This window comes from Reyranella soli (genome assembly GCF_007992495.1).
GTDB lineage: Bacteria > Pseudomonadota > Alphaproteobacteria > Reyranellales > Reyranellaceae > Reyranella > Reyranella soli.
In genome coordinates this window covers 1-14313 of sequence record NZ_BKAJ01000153.1, presented here as the reverse complement: position 1 = coordinate 14313, position 14313 = coordinate 1, and the positions used below count along the sequence as shown (strand labels likewise).

Sequence of the window (14313 nt, the reverse complement as noted above, 5' to 3'; positions counted from 1 at the left end):
AGGAGCGCGCTGTGGCCGACCTCTCCGGGATCTACATGGTGGTCCTGCCGCTCGTTCTCATGGCCGCCGTGGCCGAGGGGATCTGGCTCGCCCGCAGCCGCCCCGAAGGCTACGACTGGAAGGCGTCGGCCTGCTCGCTCGCCGACCTTGCGGGCCGTCAGCTCCTGCGCTTCGTGCCTCTCGCCATCATCGCGCCGTGGATGGGCCTGGCGTGGGAATATCGCTTCTTCACCCAGTCGCTCGACAGTATCGGCTCGATCCTGCTGCTCTTCTTCGGCCTCGAGTTCTTCTACTACTGGTACCACCGCTTCAGTCACACCTCGCGCTGGTTCTGGGCCGGGCATTCGCCGCATCACTCGCCCAATCAGCTCAACCTCTCGGCCGCCTATCGGCTGGGTTGGTTCGGTCGCCTGACCGGCTCGACCCTGTTCTTTACGCCATTGGTGCTGCTCGGCTTCACGCCGACGGTCGTGCTGACGGCGCTGGTGCTGAACCTGACGTACCAGTTCTGGCTGCATGCCGACTGGTTCCCGCGGCTGGGCTGGCTGGAGGGCATCATCAACACGCCGTCCAACCATCGCGTCCATCACGCGCGCAATCCGGAGTATCTCGACGCCAACTTCGGCGGCGTGCTGGTGGTCTTCGACCGCCTGTTCGGCAGCTACATCCCCGAGCGCGACGACGTGCCGTGCGACTACGGCACCATCACGCCCACGGTTTCTTCGCGCAATCCGTTCGTCATCAACTTCTCGCCGTGGATCGACCTCATCAAGGACCTGCGCTCAGCGCGCTCGCTGCACGAGGCCTGGATGTACACCTTCGCCCCGCCGGGCTGGCGGCCGGATGGCGAAGGCCTGACCACGGCGGATATCCGCCGCCGCGCCGGCCTGGTCAGCAGCAAGAGCAATCAGTCGTCTCAGCCGGCCATGACGTAATCTCCCTTGAGCGGTCCCCGAGCCGTCGACAGATTGACGGTAAAGGAGACCGCCCATGGCGAGAGACAAGGTCTGTGTCGTGATCGGTGCGGGCGATGCGACGGGCGGGGCAATCGCCCGTCGCTTTGCGCGCGAGGGCTACACGGCGGTGGCGACGCGGCGCAGCGCCGACAAGCTGAAGCACCTGGTGGCCGAGATCACCCGGGAAGGCGGCAAGGTCCATCCCTTCGGCTCGGACGCGCGCGACGAGGAGCAGGTGGTGAAACTGTTCCGCGAGATCGAGACCGAGATCGGCGACATAGAGGTCTTCGCCTTCAACATCGGCGGCAACGTGCGCTTCGACATCCGCGACACGACGGCCCGCGTCTACCGCAAGGTCTGGGAGATGACCGCCTTCGCCGGCTTCCTGACGGCGCGCGAAGCGGCCAAGGCCATGGTGCCGCGCGGCCGCGGCACCATGCTGTTCACCGGCGCCACGGCGAGTCTGCGTGGCGGTCGCGGCTTCTCGGCCTTCGCCGGCGGCAGGCATGCCGTGCGCGCGCTGGCGCAATCGATGGCGCGCGAGCTCGGGCCGCAGAACATCCACGTCGCCCATGTCGTGATCGACGGCGCCATCGACACTGAATGGATCAAGAGCAATTTTCCCGAGCGTTACAACGCCGGCCCTGACGCCGTCCTCAATCCGGACGACATTGCCGACGTCTACTGGCAGATCCACCAGCAGAAGCGTTCGGCCTGGACCTTCGAGATGGATCTCAGGCCGTGGAAAGAGACGTGGTGACCTCGGGAAGAGATCAGTAGCGGGGTGTCGTTGCCGCGCCGACGCCGGCGCCGACGGCGGTGCCGACCAAGGCGCCCGGCAGGATACCGATCGGCGTCAGAGCGCCGATGATCGCGCCCGAGCCGGCGCCGATGCCGCCGCCGGTGACGGCGCGTTGGCCCCAGGTATCGCCGCAGGCCGTGGTGCCGAGGAGGAGGGCGGCCAGGACCAGGTATTTTGTCATGTGAAGGGACCCCGTTTGGATATTGTCATCTAGCTTTACGTATCGACGGCGGCTCCGTGCTGTGGCCTAACTGTGATCGTGAGTACCGACATCGAAGTTTGGCTGCTGTTCGCGCCGTTCTGGATCCTGGGTATGGCCGCCCTGATCGGCGGTCTCTGGCACATGGTGTATGCATGGTTGGTGACCCATCGCGCCCAGGCGGCGGGCCACGTGCGCAAGCCTGCGGCCTTTTCCAGTGGTTTGCGATGGCACGAGCTGACCGACCAGGGGCGCCGCCATCTCAAGCGGGGCTTCCTTTGGTTGGGCGCCTTCTTTGCGTTGACGTTGCTGGGGATAGGGGTCGGCGCGGCCGTCGGGCTGCTGCTCGGCCGTTAACTGCCGGCGACCAGCGCCACCACTTCATAGTCGCTGGGGTCGGACCGGGAGATCAGCAGCTCGGGATCGCAGGCGGTCAGGAGAATTGCTGAAAGTCCCAAGGAAATCAGGCACTTACGCCACATGACGGGCCTCCATCGGCAGAGGAACGCCAGCGCGGCTGGTTGGTTGCGGTCAGATCTGCGCGATGCGCCGCCGGACTTTCTTCAAGAAGGCATCGCGTGACGCGGAGGTCGAGGCGTCCATGCCGTAGTGGGCGAGATAGAACGACCGGACGTCCTTGGCGCATAACGGCTTCATGCCGCGCATCAGCACCTTGCGGCCGGCGTCGCCCGCGAACACGCGCACGATCCACCACGACGAGCCGTAGCTGGTGACCACGCCGAACAGCTTGATGTTGTGCAGGTTGGGCCTGAGATGCCCGTCCTTGGAATCGTAGATGAATGCGGTACCCGGACCCCACACGCGATCGACCCAGCCCTTCAGCATGGCCGGCATGGAGAACCACCAGTGCGGGAAGCACAGGATCAGGCCGTCGACCTGCTTCAGGATCTCGACATAGCGGGCGACGGCGCTCGCGTCGTAGTCGTTGCTCATGTAGGTGCGCCGTTCCTCGACCGTCATCGCCGGCGCGAAGCCTTCGCGATAGAGATCCGTCGCCACGACGCCATGACCGTTCTGCTCGAGCGTGCCGATGACGGCGCGAAAGAGCGAGTGGTCATAGCTCTCGGTGAGGGGATGGCAGCATACGACCTGGATTTGCATTCGCCAGCAACGTCACAGTGGCCGCTTCCGTTCCGGAGGGATCATGCGCGATGCCGGACAGCTCGTCTGCTCGATCGGCCTGAAACCCGCGCGCTCGGATCGCGTGCACGATCGCTACAGCGCCGGCCTTCATCATCTCGCCTGGCACGCCGCGAGCCGTGACGATGTCGATCGCCTTTATGCGCTGCTTGTGGGCAAGGGCGCCCCTATCCTCGACGCACCGGCCGACTATCCGGCGTATGGCGCAGGCTACAATGCCGTCTTCTTTGCCGATCCCGACGGGCTAAAGCTGGAATTCGTGCATTGGCCCTGATGGGCGCTAGAATGAGGGGATGCTGAAACACTTCGACCACGTCACCGTGGCCGTGACCGATCCTGCCGCCGCCATTGGCTTCTTCGCCCTACTGGGCTTCGAACTCGACAAGGACGTGGTGATCAAGGGTCCGGTGATGGACCGGTACATGGGCATCGCGAACCTCGAGGCCCGCCACATCACCTTGGCGCTGGAGGACTCCAATCCTCGCCTCGAAGTGCAGCTCCTGCACTTCCTCAATCCGCCGGTGAAGCGCGAAGGCGACATCGCCCGGCTCGACCGGGTTGGCTTCAACCACATGTGCTTCGCCGTCTCGGACATCGATGGCCTGATCGCCACGGTGACGGCGGCGGGCGTGCGCCTGCGCAACCAGCCGATGACCTTCCACGACCGCAAGCTGGTGTTCCTCGAGGGGCCGGAGGGCATCACGGTCGAACTGGCGGAGTGGAAGTAACCATCATGACGATCGCCTTACGGATGAAGCGCCGCCTTGCCTACATGCGCCGCAACCGATGCGGCGTGCTGCTGGTGGCCCTCTGCCTGTTCATCCTGATCAATCCCTTGGTGGCCGGCTCGTTTGCAGCGGTCTTCCTGGCGCTCGGACTGGTCGTCATCCTGATGCTCGCCATGTGGGCCTTGCGGGCGCGGCGGGCGACGCTGCTGGCCCTCGGCCTGTTGGCGTTGTTCACCGTCAACGCCGTCGCGGCGGACAGGCTCGGCGAACACTGGCTGCGGCCGGTGACACTGCTCATCACCGCGATGTTCCTCGGCGCCGTGACGACCGGACTGCTCTACTACGTGCTCGATTGGCGCCCGATCACCGCCGACAAGGTGTTCGGTGCCGTCGCGGCCTATGTCCTGATCGCCTTCACCTTCGCAAGCCTGTTCGGATGGCTGCAGCAGCTCCAGCCGGACGCCTTCCATGCCGCTCCAGTGCATGCGCCGGACGAGCACCTGGACTGGCCGACCATGATGTACTTCTCTTTCACGGTACTGACGTCGACCGGTTTCGGCGAGATCACGCCGGTGACCAAGATGGCGCGAAGCTTGATCATAATCGAGCAGGTCCTGGGCGTGATGTATGTCGCCTTCCTGATCGCCCGGCTGGCCAATCTCTACCGCAACAGCGGCAAGCACCGGCCCTAGGAATCACGGCTCGGTCGAGCGGAAGGCGTCTTGCTCCAGAAGCCGGCGGCAATGCGCGTGCAGGCGCGGCATCTCGCTCGCGGTGTCGACCTTGAGGCCGCGCGCCAGCCGTTCGGCGATGAAGGCCGTGACGTCGGCCTGGGTGAGACGGCCCAGCAGCAAGTAGTCCTGTCCCGGCCGAGTCAACTCCTCCATGGCGGCCAGCGCATGCTTCATCTGCGCCATGCAGTCGTCGATCCATGGCTGGTGCACCTTCTCCGGTGGGTGGTGATTGCGCTCGTAGGCGGCGTGCAGGCCCTTGTCGCAGGCGCCTATCATCAGCGCCGCCAGGCGCAGCACGGCGCGCCGGTCGGCGCCGTCTGGCGGCGTCAGCGCGCGTTCGCGGCCGACGAGCTCGTCGAGGTGGTCGATGATGGCGGCGCTGTCTATGAGGGTTTCGCCGTTGTCGAGCACCAGGGCGGGAATGCGCCCCAGCGGGTTCGCGGCGCGGACGTCGGCGCGGTTGCCGAACCCCGAAAGGTCGCGCTGCTCGAAGGGCAGGCCGTAGGCCTTGAGCGTGATGGCAACGCGCCGTGTATAGGGCGAGCGGTTCACTCCGATGAGCAGCATTGTTCCTCCAAATGTGCGGAGATCATGGCAGCACAGGGACAGGCCTTCGCGCTATCGTGACTTGCAGTGACCAGGCACGTTGATGATCTGCTAGAGGCAACCACGCGTTGTCCATGCCGACCAAGAGGAAGCCGATGTCGAACGATGCAAGCCAGTCCACGGCGCTGCTCTCCATCGGCCAGGCCGTGCCGCCACACCAGCTGAAGCAGTCCGATGCGGCGGCGGCGGCGCGCCGCATCTTCGCCCATCGCTATGCGGCCTTCGAGCGCATGGCGCCGGTGTTCGAGACGGCGGGCATCCGCACCCGATACACCGTGAAGCCGCTCGACTGGTATTTCTCCGATCTCGGCTGGCCCGAGCGCAACGCCGCCTATCTGGCCGGCGCGCAGGACCTGTTCGTCGCAGCCGCCAGCCGTGCGCTGGCCGCCGCCGGCTGTGAGGCCCGCGACGTCGACACCATCGTCACCATCTCCTCGACCGGCATCGCCACGCCCAGCCTCGAGGCGCGCGTCGCCGGCCGCATGGGCTTCCGCGCCGACGTCGAGCGCGTGCCCGTGTTCGGTCTGGGCTGTGCCGGCGGCGTCTCGGGATTGGCGATCGCGGGTCGCCTGGCGCGGGCGCGGCCGGGCTCTACCGTGCTCCTGGTGGCGATCGAGATCTGCACCGCCGCCTTCCGCATGGACCAGCTCACCAGCGCCAATATGGTGGCGACGGCGCTGTTCGGCGACGGCGCCGCGGCCTGCGTCGTGCGCACCGGCGAGACGGGCGTGGCGCGCATCGAGGGCGCGGGCGAGCATCTGTGGCCCGACAGCCTCGACATCATGGGATGGAAGGTCGATCCGACCGGTCTCGGCGTCATCTTCGACCGCGCCATCCCGCCGTTTGCCGAGGAGCATGTCGGCGCCGCCGTCGACGGCATCCTGGCGCGCATCGGCATCGAGCGTGCATCGGTCGACCGTTTCACCTGCCATCCCGGCGGCGCCAAGGTCATCACCGCGCTCGAGAGCACGCTGCGCCTCGACCAGGGCACGCTCGATCATGAGCGCGCCGTGCTGGAGGAGTACGGCAACATGTCGGCGCCGACCGTGCTGTTCGTGCTCGATCGCTTGGCGAAGCAGCGTCTGCCGCAGCGCACCGTGCTGACGGCGCTGGGACCGGGTTTCACCTGCAGCTGCCTGTCGCTGGCACAGGCGGCGTGATGTTGCTGGCGGGGGCCATCCTCGGCCTGGTGACCCTGCAGCGTCTTGGCGAGCTTTTATTGTCGCGGCGCAACACCGGCCGCCTGCTGGCCCAGGGGGCGCACGAAGTTGCGCCCGGTCACTATCCGTTGATCGTCGCCTTGCATGCCGCGTGGCTCGCAGGTCTTTGGTATCTCGTCGCCTGGCGCGCGGATGTCGACGTGAGTGTGGGCTGGCTGGCTGTGTTCGTCGTCCTACAGGCATTGCGCGTGTGGGTGATCGCCACCCTTGGGCCGCGCTGGACGACGCGCATCATCGTCCTGCCGGGCGCGCCGCTGGTGAAAGAGGGGCCCTTCCGCTTCGTATCGCATCCCAACTACTGCATCGTCGCCGCCGAAATCGTGGTGCTGCCGCTGGTGTTCGGCCTGGTGTGGTACGGCATCGTGTTCTCAGCTCTGAACGCGCTGGTGTTGTGGATCCGCATCCGCGCGGAAGAGGCGGCGCTCCGGCAATGACCGACGAGGGAGGCGCGACCGCCGGCACCTGGGTCGGCTTCTCGGCCATGACGCTCGGCATGTTCATGGCGGTGCTCGATATCCAGATCGTCGTCACGTCGCTGCCGGACATCAGCGAGGCGCTGTCCATCGAGCCCGACCGGATGAGCTGGGTGCAGACGGCGTACCTCATTGCCGAGGTGATCGCGATCCCGTTGACCGGCCTTTTGACGCGCGTCTTCAGCCTGCGCTGGCTGTTCGTCGGCGCGCTCACGTTGTTTACGGTCGCTTCGGCGGCCTGCGCGGCCAGCCACGGCTTCGAGACGTTGATCGTCGCGCGGGTGGTGCAGGGCTTTGCCGGCGGCGTTCTGATCCCCTCTGTGTTCTCCGCCGTGTTCCTGCTCTTTCCCTTCCGTCAGCAGGGCATCGCTACGACGCTGGCCGGCGTGATGGCCGTGCTGGCGCCGACCGTCGGACCGCTGGTCGGCGGGTGGATCACCCAGACCTACTCCTGGCACTGGCTGTTTCTGGTCAACGTCGCGCCCGGTATTGTCGCCGCCGCGATTGCCGCCCGGTTCCTGCCGCGCGAGGCGGGCGAATATACGCATGTCCGCACGCTCGACGTGGCCAGCCTCATCCTGATGGCGATCGCACTGGCGGCGCTGGAAATCGGGCTGAAGGACGCCCCCAAGCACGGCTGGGTCTCGCTGCGCGTGCTGGGGCTGCTGGCCCTGTCGCTGATCGCGGGTTTCGCCTTCGTCCGTCGCAGCCTTGGCCGCTCCCAGCCGATCGTCGACTTGAGCGCGCTCGCCGACCGCAACTTTGCGATCGGCTGCTTTCTCTCCTTCACACTGGGCATCGGCCTCTACGGCTCCGTCTATCTGATGCCGGTGTTCCTGGGCTTCGTGCGCGAGCACGGCCCACTGGATATCGGCCACATCATGCTGGTGACCGGCGTGGCCCAGCTCGTCACCGCGCCGATCGCCGTCGAGCTGGAACGCCGCGTCGACGGCCGCCTGCTGATGCTGGCCGGCTTCGCCCTGTTCGCCGTCGGGCTCGGCCTCAGCGCCTTCCAGACCTCGGAGACCGATTTCGACGAGATGCTGGTGCCGCAGATCCTGCGTGGCTCGGCCATCATGTTCTGCCTGCTGCCGCCGACGCGGCTGGCGCTCTGCCAGTTCCCGCCCGAGCGCGTCGCCGATGCCAGCGGCCTCTTCAACCTGATGCGCAACCTCGGCGGCGCGATCGGCCTCGCCTTGATCGACACTGTGATCTACGGCCGCGCGCCGATCCTGGCCGAGGAGATCGGCCAGCGCCTGAAGAGCGGCGACGTCTCGGTCGCGCCGCTGGTCGGCATTCCGGCCGAGACTATCGCCACCGCCACGACACGCACGATCGACGCCGCCATGATCGAGACGGTGCGTCCGCTGGTCGAGCGTGCCGGCCTGGTCAGCGCCATCAACGAAGCCTGGGCAATGCTGGCAGTGATTACTGCATTGGCTTTGCTGGCCTTGCCGTTCGTGAGAGGCCAGAAATCCAGGGCAGCCTTCGCGACGCTCAGGACGACATGAGGATCAGATCACTCGCTGCGTCCGCGCGAACGCCATGTAGAGCTCATGCGCCTGCCGGCCGATCGGCCCGGGCTGCAGGTCGCGGCTTTCGTAGCGGCTGACCGGCTGCACCTTGCCGGCATTGCCGGTGGTGAACATCTCGTCGCAATCGTCGAGGTCGGCCGTCGTCACCGTGCGCTCGTCGACCGTGATGCCGGCGTTGCGCAGCAGCTTGACCGTGCGATTGCGCGTGATGCCGGCGAGGAAGCTGCCGTTGGGCACCGGCGTGCTGACGATGCCGCCCTTGGCGAGGAAGATGTTGGAGCTGCAGGTCTCGGCCACGTTGCCCAGCGCATCGAGCACGATGCCGTTCTGGAAGCCGCGTTCGAGCATCTCGGCGACGCCGCGGCTGGAGTTGGGATAGAGGCAACTTGCCTTGGCGTCGGTCGGCGCGCTCTCCGGCGTCGGCCGGCGGATCGAGCGGCAGAGGCCGAGCGTCAGCGGCGTGCCCGCCCGCATCGGCGCGTGATAGACGCAGAGCAGGAACTGGGTCGAATCGCCGTCGACCGAGATCGGCCCCTGGCCGCCCTTCATCGCCCAGAACATCGGCCGCACATAGAGCTCGGCCTTGGGCCCGAAACGGCGGACCGCCTCGTGCATCAGCTCGAGGATCTCCTTGGCCGTCTTGGTCGGCTTGAGGCCGAGCGCGCGCGCCGAGCGCACGACGCGTTCCGCATGGAGGTCGAGATCCGGCCCGCAGCCCTCGAAGGCGCGGCCGCCGTCGAATACCATCGAGCCCAGCCAGAAGGCGTGGTCGCGCGGGCCCAGGATCGCCGGGTTGCCTTCGTGCCAGGTGCCGTTCCAGTAGGTGAGCGTGTCCATTTTCTCCAATTCTCCGGTCGGAAGCCGGCGCTTCTAGCAGACCATGACGGGCGCGGCCATCCTGGCCCCCAGTCTATTGGCACTGGGTGCGGCATTCTGTTTCGCCCTGGCACTGATCCTGACCCAGTACGGCCTGCGTACCGTCCCGTCCTGGCGTTCGCCGATCTACACCATCGGCAGCTCCATGGTCGCCGCCTGGGTGGGCGCGCTGCTGTTCGTCGACTGGCAGGGGTTCGACTGGGGGGCGGCGCTGACCTTCGCGGGCGTCGGCTGCATCTTCCCGGTCGTGGTGTCGATCCTGTCCGTGCGCTCGAATGAGCTGCTGGGTCCGGCCGTCGCCGGCGCCGCGGGCAACGTCACGCCGCTCTTCGCCGTGCTGTTCGCCGTCCTTCTTCTCGGCGAGCGCATCGGCCTGGGGCAGGTCGCGGGCCTGGTGCTGGTCGTGGCGGGCGTCGCCCTGATGGCGTTGCGTGGCGGTGCCGGTGGCCGGCAGTGGCCGATCTGGGTGCTGGCGCTGCCGCTCGCCGCCGCCCTGATACGCGGCGCCATCCAGCCCGCGATCAAGACGGCGCTGGCGATCTGGCACGAGCCGCTGGCGGCGGCCGCGATCGGCTATTCGCTGTCGACGGTGGTGATCCTGTCGCTGGTCGGCCGCCGCGCGCTCGCCGCCGGTCCGCCCGATCGCGCTGGCCTCCTGTGGTTCGTCGCTGTCGGCATGTCGAACGGCACGGCGACGTTTCTTCTTTATGCAGCGCTGGGCCTGGGCTCGATCACCGTGGTCGCCCCGCTGGTCGCCGTCTTTCCGCTGATCGCTGTGGTGCTGAGTTACTTCCTGCTGCGCGACGAGCGACTGCACGCGATCGGCTTGCTGGGAATCGTCACGAGCGTCGCCGGCGTCATTTTGCTGCTGGTGGGAACCTGATGGTGGCCGAAAAGCGGCGGAATGCGCGCGTGAATTCCTCCGATAAGCCCGAAACGCCCGAGGGATGGCTTGCGTAATACCAAGCACACCAGCGCGGTGCTCGTCAGGTGGGGCCGCGCAAAAGGAGGCAAGTCATGTTGAAGCGTATGGCGATCACGTCCCTTGCCGCCGCCGCGTTCCTTTCGACGGCGACGGTCGTCACGGCGCCGTTCACACCGGCTGACGCGCAGGTGAGCATCACCTTCGGCTCGCCGCCGCCACCGCCTCGCTACGAGGTCGTGCCGGTGCCGCGCTCCGGTTACGTCTGGGCGCCGGGCCACTATGAGCTGATCCACGATCAGTACGTGTGGCGTCCAGGCCAGTGGCTGACGGAGCGCCCTGGCTATCGCTACGTCGCCCCCACTTGGTCGCAGGTCGGCAACCAGTGGCGCTACGTGCCCAGTCGCTGGGACCGTAACGGTGACGGCGTGCCGGACCGCTATCAGGCGCAGCGCCCTTACGACAACCGCTACGGTCCGTATGGCGATCGCGATCATGACGGTATCCCGAATGCGTTCGATAACTGGGACAACCGTCGCCGCTAACCAAGCATGACGTTGCGTAGCGTAGCGTAGGAAGGGCGGGCCCAAACGGGCCCGCTTTTCTTTGCGCGGCGGCGGCTTATCATAAGGCATGCGCAAGAATCGTTTTGGCCTGTCCGTCGCTCTCACCACTCCCTTCACCGAAGACCGCGCCATCGACCTGCCGCGCCTGGTGGCGCACGCGCGCCAGTCGCTGGCCGATGGCTGCACCGGTGTCACCGCGTTCGGCACGACGGGCGAGGGCGCCTCGATCGGCCTGAACGAGCGTCAGCGCGCGCTGGGCGCTCTGGTCGGCGCCGGCATCGATCCCAGGACGCAGCTCGTGGTCGGCATCGCCGCCGCGTCGGTCGAGGATGCGGTCACGCAGGCCCGCGCCGGCTTGATGCTGGGCTGCCCGAGCTTCCTGCTGGCGCCGCCGTTCTATTTCAAGGGCGCCGGTGACGAAGGCCTGTTCGACTGGTTCGCTGCCGTGCTGCGCGTGCTGGGACCAGGCGCCAGCAACGTCATTCTCTATCACATCCCGCAGGTCACCTCGGTCGGCCTGTCGATCGAGCTTATCGACCGCCTGAAGAAAGGCTTCCCGCAGCAGGTAAAGGGGGTGAAGGATTCGTCTGGCGACTGGGCCAATGCGCAAGCCCTGCTGGAGCACCATGGCGACCTGCACATCCTGATCGGCGACGAGCGGCTTCTGGCGCGCGCCATGACGCTCGGCGCTTCCGGCGCGATCAGCGGCATGCTGAACGTGATCCCCGACCTGATGCAGTCCCTGTTCGACGGCGTCGAGGAGCCGCGGGTCAATGCCATGGTCGACGTCGTGCTGGGCTATCCGGTGACGGCGGCGGTGAAAGCCCTGGTCGGCCTGCGCCGCAACGATCCCGTCGCCTGGAGTCGCATGCGCGCGCCCCTCGCGTCCCTCAGCGAAGCTGAGGTCCGCAAGCTCGGCGCCGCCATCGATGAAATCCGCGGCAAGCGCGCAGCTTAGCTGGGAGGGCGGGCCTCTGGCCCGCTCAGGCGCCTTCATAGGCGCGATGGTTCATGAGCGGGCCGGAGGCCCGCACTCCCAAAGACGCGCCACTGGAGTGGCGCGCCCCCAGCGAGTACGCTCGCGTCATCGGAGGAAATGACAATGGCGGCACCGCTCACCATCCGGCTGCATCCGGCCGACAACGTCGTCGTGGCGCGCATGGACATCCTGCCCGGCACCAAGGTCGAGGGCGAGGTGGCGGCGGCGACGAGCGTGCCGCCGGGTCACAAGATCCTGACCCGTGCCGTCAAGCAGGGCGAGCCGCTGCGCAAGTACAATCAGATCATCGGCTTCGCCACCGAGGACATGACGCCGGGCACGCACATCCACACGCACAACTGCGTCATGGGCGATTTCGAGCGCGACTACGCCTTCTGCGCCGAGGCACGGCCAACCGACCACATCACGCCTGCCGCCACCTTCATGGGCTATCGCCGCGCCGACGGCCGCGCGGCGACGCGCAACTACATCGGCATCGTCACGACGGTGAACTGCTCGGCCGCGACCAGCCGCATGATCGCGGCCAGGCTCGAGCCGTTGCTCGCCCAGTATCCCAATATCGACGGCGTCGTGCCGCTGACGCATGGCGGTGGCTGCGGCATGGCGGCGTCCGGCCTCGAGATGGACGTGCTGCGCCGCACGCTCGCGGGCTACACGCGCCATCCCAACATGGCGGCGGTCGTAGTCCTGGGCCTGGGCTGCGAGACCAACCAGATCGCCGGCCTGATGAATGCCGAAGGCTTGAAGGAAGGGCCGAAGCTGATCCCGATGGCCATCCAGGACGAGGGCGGTGTCTCCAAGACCGTGATGCGTGCTGTCGGCTTTCTGAAGGACCTGCTGCCCGAGGCAAACAACGTCCGGCGCGAGCCGATCCCGGCCAGCGAATTGATCCTTGCGCTGCAGTGCGGCGGATCGGACGGCTATTCCGGCATCTCGGCCAATCCCGCGCTGGGCGCGGCGGTCGACCTGCTGGTGCGCCATGGCGGCACGGCGGTGCTGTCGGAGACGCCGGAGATCTACGGCGCCGAGCATCTGCTGACGCGGCGCGCCGTCAGTCGCGAGGTCGGCGAGAAGATCGTGCGCCGCATCAAATGGTGGGAAGACCATTGTGCGCGCACGGGCGGCGAGATGAACAACAATCCTTCGCCCGGCAACAAGGCGGGCGGGCTGACCACCATCCTGGAAAAATCCTTGGGTGCAGTTGCGAAGGGCGGCACGACCAACCTGGTCGATGTGTACGAATATGCACAGCCGATCACCGCCAAGGGCTTCGTCTACATGGATTCGCCCGGCTACGACCCGGTCTCGGCCACCGGCCAGGTGGCCGGCGGCGCCAATGTGCTCTGCTTCACTACCGGCCGGGGCAGCGTGTTCGGTTGTAAACCTACCCCGTCACTCAAGCTTGCGACGAATAGCTCCCTCTATCGACGCATGACTGACGACATGGATATCAACTGCGGCACCATCGTCGACGGCGAGGAGACGATTCAGGACAACGGAAAGCGTATTTTCGACCTGATTCTGCAAACGGCCTCGGGACAGAAGACCAAGTCCGAGGCTCTGGGCATCGGCGATGATGAATTCGAGCCCTGGAAAATCGGCGCCACAATGTGAACAGCGTTTAGGCAACCAACTTGACTTGGAGGCGTTATTTGCCGATATGCGGCCCTACGACTTACGAACTTGGCCTTGCCTTGGCGGCCCAGCCCACTGTGGCTACGGACTCACCCCACGCGCTAATTCCCAAATTCTTCGAGTTGTCGCGGACCGTTGCAACGAGCAGCACGGCTGCGCGTGTATTTGTCTAGGCTTGAGAAAACTGCCGAGGAGAGAGAGTGATGGCTACTGGTACGGTCAAGTGGTTCAACGCCACCAAGGGTTTCGGGTTCATCCAGCCGAGCGACGGCGGCAAGGACGTGTTCGTGCATATCAGTGCAGTCGAGCGTTCGGGTATGAACGGCCTCAACGAGGGCCAGAAGATCAACTACGAGATCGCCACCGAGCGTGGCCGTTCGGCGGCCGTGAACCTCAAGGCGGCCGACTGATCATTTGAAGATCGTCCCCCCTCGTCGAACGTCCCGAGCTCGTCGACCAAGTCGCAGCCTGGGGCTTCGCCGAGTGGGGGCATCTCAATCCCGGCCAGACGCTGCAATCGCGGACGGCCGATATTCGCGAGGGGATGACCGTCGATCGCGTGCCGATCGTACTCGTCGCTCTCGATGATGCCGGCGCAATGCTCGGCACCGCTTCCCTTTTGTTCGACGACCTCGAAGGCGATCCGCGCAACCCGTGGCTCGCCAGCGTATTCGTGCCGGTCGGGTGCCGCGGCAAGGGCGTCGTATCGGCGCTGGTCTCGGCCATCGAGGAGGAGGCGCGCCGGCTCGGCTATGCGACGCTCTATCTCTACACGACGTCAGCGGCCCGACTCTATGCCGGCCTCGGCTGGCGCGCCCTTGAGCGGCGCGAGTATCGCGGCGAACATATCCAGGTGATGGACAAGGTGCTGTAGTCCTGGAGCGCGTCATGATCTTCCGG

Annotated in this window: 20 protein-coding genes; 15 read left to right on the top strand and 5 right to left on the bottom strand. The window is 66.4% G+C overall.

Annotated features, from left to right (window positions below):
- The first annotated feature begins 11 nt into the window (after positions 1-11).
- Both RSO01_RS36655 and RSO01_RS36650 read left to right on the top strand, forming a co-directional pair.
- Positions 12-935, top strand: coding sequence for a sterol desaturase family protein (locus RSO01_RS36655; RefSeq protein ID WP_218037570.1), 924 nt, complete (start codon positions 12-14; stop codon positions 933-935).
- A gap of 55 nt (positions 936-990) precedes the next feature.
- Positions 991-1716 carry an SDR family oxidoreductase gene (locus RSO01_RS36650; RefSeq protein WP_147155566.1) on the top strand — a complete coding sequence of 242 codons (726 nt, stop codon included), beginning with the start codon at positions 991-993 and terminating at the stop codon, positions 1714-1716.
- Positions 1717-1729: 13 nt separating this feature from the next.
- On the opposite strand, the gene RSO01_RS36645 is transcribed toward RSO01_RS36650, so the two are convergent.
- Positions 1730-1939, bottom strand: a complete 210-nt coding sequence (locus RSO01_RS36645) for a YMGG-like glycine zipper-containing protein (protein ID WP_147155565.1) — start codon at positions 1937-1939, stop codon at positions 1730-1732.
- 78 nt (positions 1940-2017) lie between these two features.
- Between RSO01_RS36645 and RSO01_RS36640 the strand changes: the two genes are divergently transcribed.
- The gene (locus RSO01_RS36640; protein WP_147155564.1) at positions 2018-2314 is read left to right on the top strand and encodes a hypothetical protein; all 297 of its coding nucleotides are present in this window, start codon (positions 2018-2020) and stop codon (positions 2312-2314) included.
- On the opposite strand, the gene RSO01_RS49595 is transcribed toward RSO01_RS36640, so the two are convergent.
- Together RSO01_RS49595 and RSO01_RS36635 are read right to left on the bottom strand one after the other, a co-directional pair.
- Positions 2311-2439: a hypothetical protein gene (locus RSO01_RS49595; RefSeq protein ID WP_281291585.1), complete on the bottom strand. Its 129-nt coding sequence runs from the start codon at positions 2437-2439 to the stop codon at positions 2311-2313. The genes RSO01_RS36640 and RSO01_RS49595 overlap by 4 nt on opposite strands.
- 49 nt (positions 2440-2488) lie before the next feature.
- Complete coding sequence (locus tag RSO01_RS36635; RefSeq protein WP_147155563.1) at positions 2489-3079, bottom strand: NAD(P)H-dependent oxidoreductase; 591 nt, start codon at positions 3077-3079, stop codon at positions 2489-2491.
- A 43-nt stretch (positions 3080-3122) separates the two neighbouring features.
- Between RSO01_RS36635 and RSO01_RS36630 the strand changes: the two genes are divergently transcribed.
- The 3 genes from RSO01_RS36630 to RSO01_RS36620 are packed head-to-tail and all read left to right on the top strand — an operon-like array spanning position 3123 to position 4538.
- Positions 3123-3392: a VOC family protein gene (locus RSO01_RS36630; protein ID WP_147155562.1), complete on the top strand. Its 270-nt coding sequence runs from the start codon at positions 3123-3125 to the stop codon at positions 3390-3392.
- Between the two features lie 19 nt (positions 3393-3411).
- The gene (locus RSO01_RS36625) at positions 3412-3846 is read left to right on the top strand and encodes a VOC family protein (RefSeq protein ID WP_147155561.1); all 435 of its coding nucleotides are present in this window, start codon (positions 3412-3414) and stop codon (positions 3844-3846) included.
- 23 nt (positions 3847-3869) lie between these two features.
- A complete protein-coding gene (locus tag RSO01_RS36620) occupies positions 3870-4538 on the top strand; it encodes a potassium channel family protein (protein ID WP_170303633.1) in 669 nt (222 codons plus the stop codon).
- A gap of 3 nt (positions 4539-4541) precedes the next feature.
- Here the strand turns inward: RSO01_RS36620 and RSO01_RS36615 are convergent, their stop codons facing one another.
- Positions 4542-5147 (bottom strand): glutathione S-transferase family protein, encoded by a 606-nt coding sequence (locus RSO01_RS36615; RefSeq protein WP_147155559.1) that lies wholly within the window; start codon positions 5145-5147, stop codon positions 4542-4544.
- A gap of 134 nt (positions 5148-5281) precedes the next feature.
- On the opposite strand from RSO01_RS36615, the gene RSO01_RS36610 reads away from it, so the two are divergent.
- Genes RSO01_RS36610 through RSO01_RS36600 form a run of 3 tightly spaced genes read left to right on the top strand, consistent with a single transcriptional unit; the run spans position 5282 to position 8390 of the window.
- Positions 5282-6346, top strand: a complete 1065-nt coding sequence (locus tag RSO01_RS36610) for a type III polyketide synthase (protein WP_147155558.1) — start codon at positions 5282-5284, stop codon at positions 6344-6346.
- The gene (locus RSO01_RS36605; protein WP_147155557.1) at positions 6346-6840 is read left to right on the top strand and encodes an isoprenylcysteine carboxyl methyltransferase family protein; all 495 of its coding nucleotides are present in this window, start codon (positions 6346-6348) and stop codon (positions 6838-6840) included. The genes RSO01_RS36610 and RSO01_RS36605 overlap by 1 nt, the downstream gene beginning before the upstream one ends.
- Positions 6837-8390 (top strand): DHA2 family efflux MFS transporter permease subunit, encoded by a 1554-nt coding sequence (locus tag RSO01_RS36600; protein WP_147155556.1) that lies wholly within the window; start codon positions 6837-6839, stop codon positions 8388-8390. Before RSO01_RS36605 ends, RSO01_RS36600 begins: the two co-directional genes overlap by 4 nt.
- A 3-nt stretch (positions 8391-8393) precedes the next feature.
- Here RSO01_RS36600 and RSO01_RS36595 read toward each other — a convergent pair whose 3' ends face one another.
- Positions 8394-9251 carry a branched-chain amino acid aminotransferase gene (locus RSO01_RS36595; RefSeq protein WP_147155555.1) on the bottom strand — a complete coding sequence of 286 codons (858 nt, stop codon included), beginning with the start codon at positions 9249-9251 and terminating at the stop codon, positions 8394-8396.
- A 43-nt stretch (positions 9252-9294) separates the two neighbouring features.
- Between RSO01_RS36595 and RSO01_RS36590 the strand changes: the two genes are divergently transcribed.
- From RSO01_RS36590 to RSO01_RS36565, 6 genes are all read left to right on the top strand, one after another.
- On the top strand, positions 9295-10173 hold the full coding sequence (locus RSO01_RS36590) for an EamA family transporter (protein ID WP_147155554.1): 879 nt from the start codon (positions 9295-9297) through the stop codon (positions 10171-10173).
- Between the two features lie 134 nt (positions 10174-10307).
- A complete protein-coding gene (locus RSO01_RS36585) occupies positions 10308-10757 on the top strand; it encodes a YXWGXW repeat-containing protein (RefSeq protein WP_218037568.1) in 450 nt (149 codons plus the stop codon).
- A gap of 88 nt (positions 10758-10845) precedes the next feature.
- The gene (locus RSO01_RS36580; RefSeq protein ID WP_147155553.1) at positions 10846-11736 is read left to right on the top strand and encodes a dihydrodipicolinate synthase family protein; all 891 of its coding nucleotides are present in this window, start codon (positions 10846-10848) and stop codon (positions 11734-11736) included.
- 144 nt (positions 11737-11880) lie between these two features.
- Positions 11881-13392: a UxaA family hydrolase gene (locus RSO01_RS36575; protein ID WP_147155552.1), complete on the top strand. Its 1512-nt coding sequence runs from the start codon at positions 11881-11883 to the stop codon at positions 13390-13392.
- 224 nt (positions 13393-13616) lie between these two features.
- Positions 13617-13823, top strand: a complete 207-nt coding sequence (locus RSO01_RS36570) for a cold-shock protein (protein ID WP_092827148.1) — start codon at positions 13617-13619, stop codon at positions 13821-13823.
- 134 nt (positions 13824-13957) lie between these two features.
- Positions 13958-14287 (top strand): GNAT family N-acetyltransferase, encoded by a 330-nt coding sequence (locus RSO01_RS36565; protein ID WP_147155551.1) that lies wholly within the window; start codon positions 13958-13960, stop codon positions 14285-14287.
- The last annotated feature ends 26 nt before the right edge of the window (positions 14288-14313 follow it).

Coding starts and splice junctions, on each gene's coding strand:
- RSO01_RS36570 (WP_092827148.1), top strand. CDS start 13,617: ATGGCTACTGGTACGGTCAAGTGGTTCAACGCCACCAAGGGTTTCGGG.
- RSO01_RS36620 (WP_170303633.1), top strand. CDS start 3,870: ATGAAGCGCCGCCTTGCCTACATGCGCCGCAACCGATGCGGCGTGCTG.
- RSO01_RS36580 (WP_147155553.1), top strand. CDS start 10,846: ATGCGCAAGAATCGTTTTGGCCTGTCCGTCGCTCTCACCACTCCCTTC.
- RSO01_RS36630 (WP_147155562.1), top strand. CDS start 3,123: ATGCGCGATGCCGGACAGCTCGTCTGCTCGATCGGCCTGAAACCCGCG.
- RSO01_RS36600 (WP_147155556.1), top strand. CDS start 6,837: ATGACCGACGAGGGAGGCGCGACCGCCGGCACCTGGGTCGGCTTCTCG.
- RSO01_RS49595 (WP_281291585.1), bottom strand. CDS start 2,439: ATGTGGCGTAAGTGCCTGATTTCCTTGGGACTTTCAGCAATTCTCCTG.
- RSO01_RS36590 (WP_147155554.1), top strand. CDS start 9,295: ATGACGGGCGCGGCCATCCTGGCCCCCAGTCTATTGGCACTGGGTGCG.
- RSO01_RS36615 (WP_147155559.1), bottom strand. CDS start 5,147: ATGCTGCTCATCGGAGTGAACCGCTCGCCCTATACACGGCGCGTTGCC.
- RSO01_RS36625 (WP_147155561.1), top strand. CDS start 3,412: ATGCTGAAACACTTCGACCACGTCACCGTGGCCGTGACCGATCCTGCC.
- RSO01_RS36610 (WP_147155558.1), top strand. CDS start 5,282: ATGTCGAACGATGCAAGCCAGTCCACGGCGCTGCTCTCCATCGGCCAG.
- RSO01_RS36605 (WP_147155557.1), top strand. CDS start 6,346: ATGTTGCTGGCGGGGGCCATCCTCGGCCTGGTGACCCTGCAGCGTCTT.
- RSO01_RS36565 (WP_147155551.1), top strand. CDS start 13,958: ATGACCGTCGATCGCGTGCCGATCGTACTCGTCGCTCTCGATGATGCC.
- RSO01_RS36635 (WP_147155563.1), bottom strand. CDS start 3,079: ATGCAAATCCAGGTCGTATGCTGCCATCCCCTCACCGAGAGCTATGAC.
- RSO01_RS36645 (WP_147155565.1), bottom strand. CDS start 1,939: ATGACAAAATACCTGGTCCTGGCCGCCCTCCTCCTCGGCACCACGGCC.
- RSO01_RS36585 (WP_218037568.1), top strand. CDS start 10,308: ATGTTGAAGCGTATGGCGATCACGTCCCTTGCCGCCGCCGCGTTCCTT.
- RSO01_RS36575 (WP_147155552.1), top strand. CDS start 11,881: ATGGCGGCACCGCTCACCATCCGGCTGCATCCGGCCGACAACGTCGTC.
- RSO01_RS36595 (WP_147155555.1), bottom strand. CDS start 9,251: ATGGACACGCTCACCTACTGGAACGGCACCTGGCACGAAGGCAACCCG.
- RSO01_RS36650 (WP_147155566.1), top strand. CDS start 991: ATGGCGAGAGACAAGGTCTGTGTCGTGATCGGTGCGGGCGATGCGACG.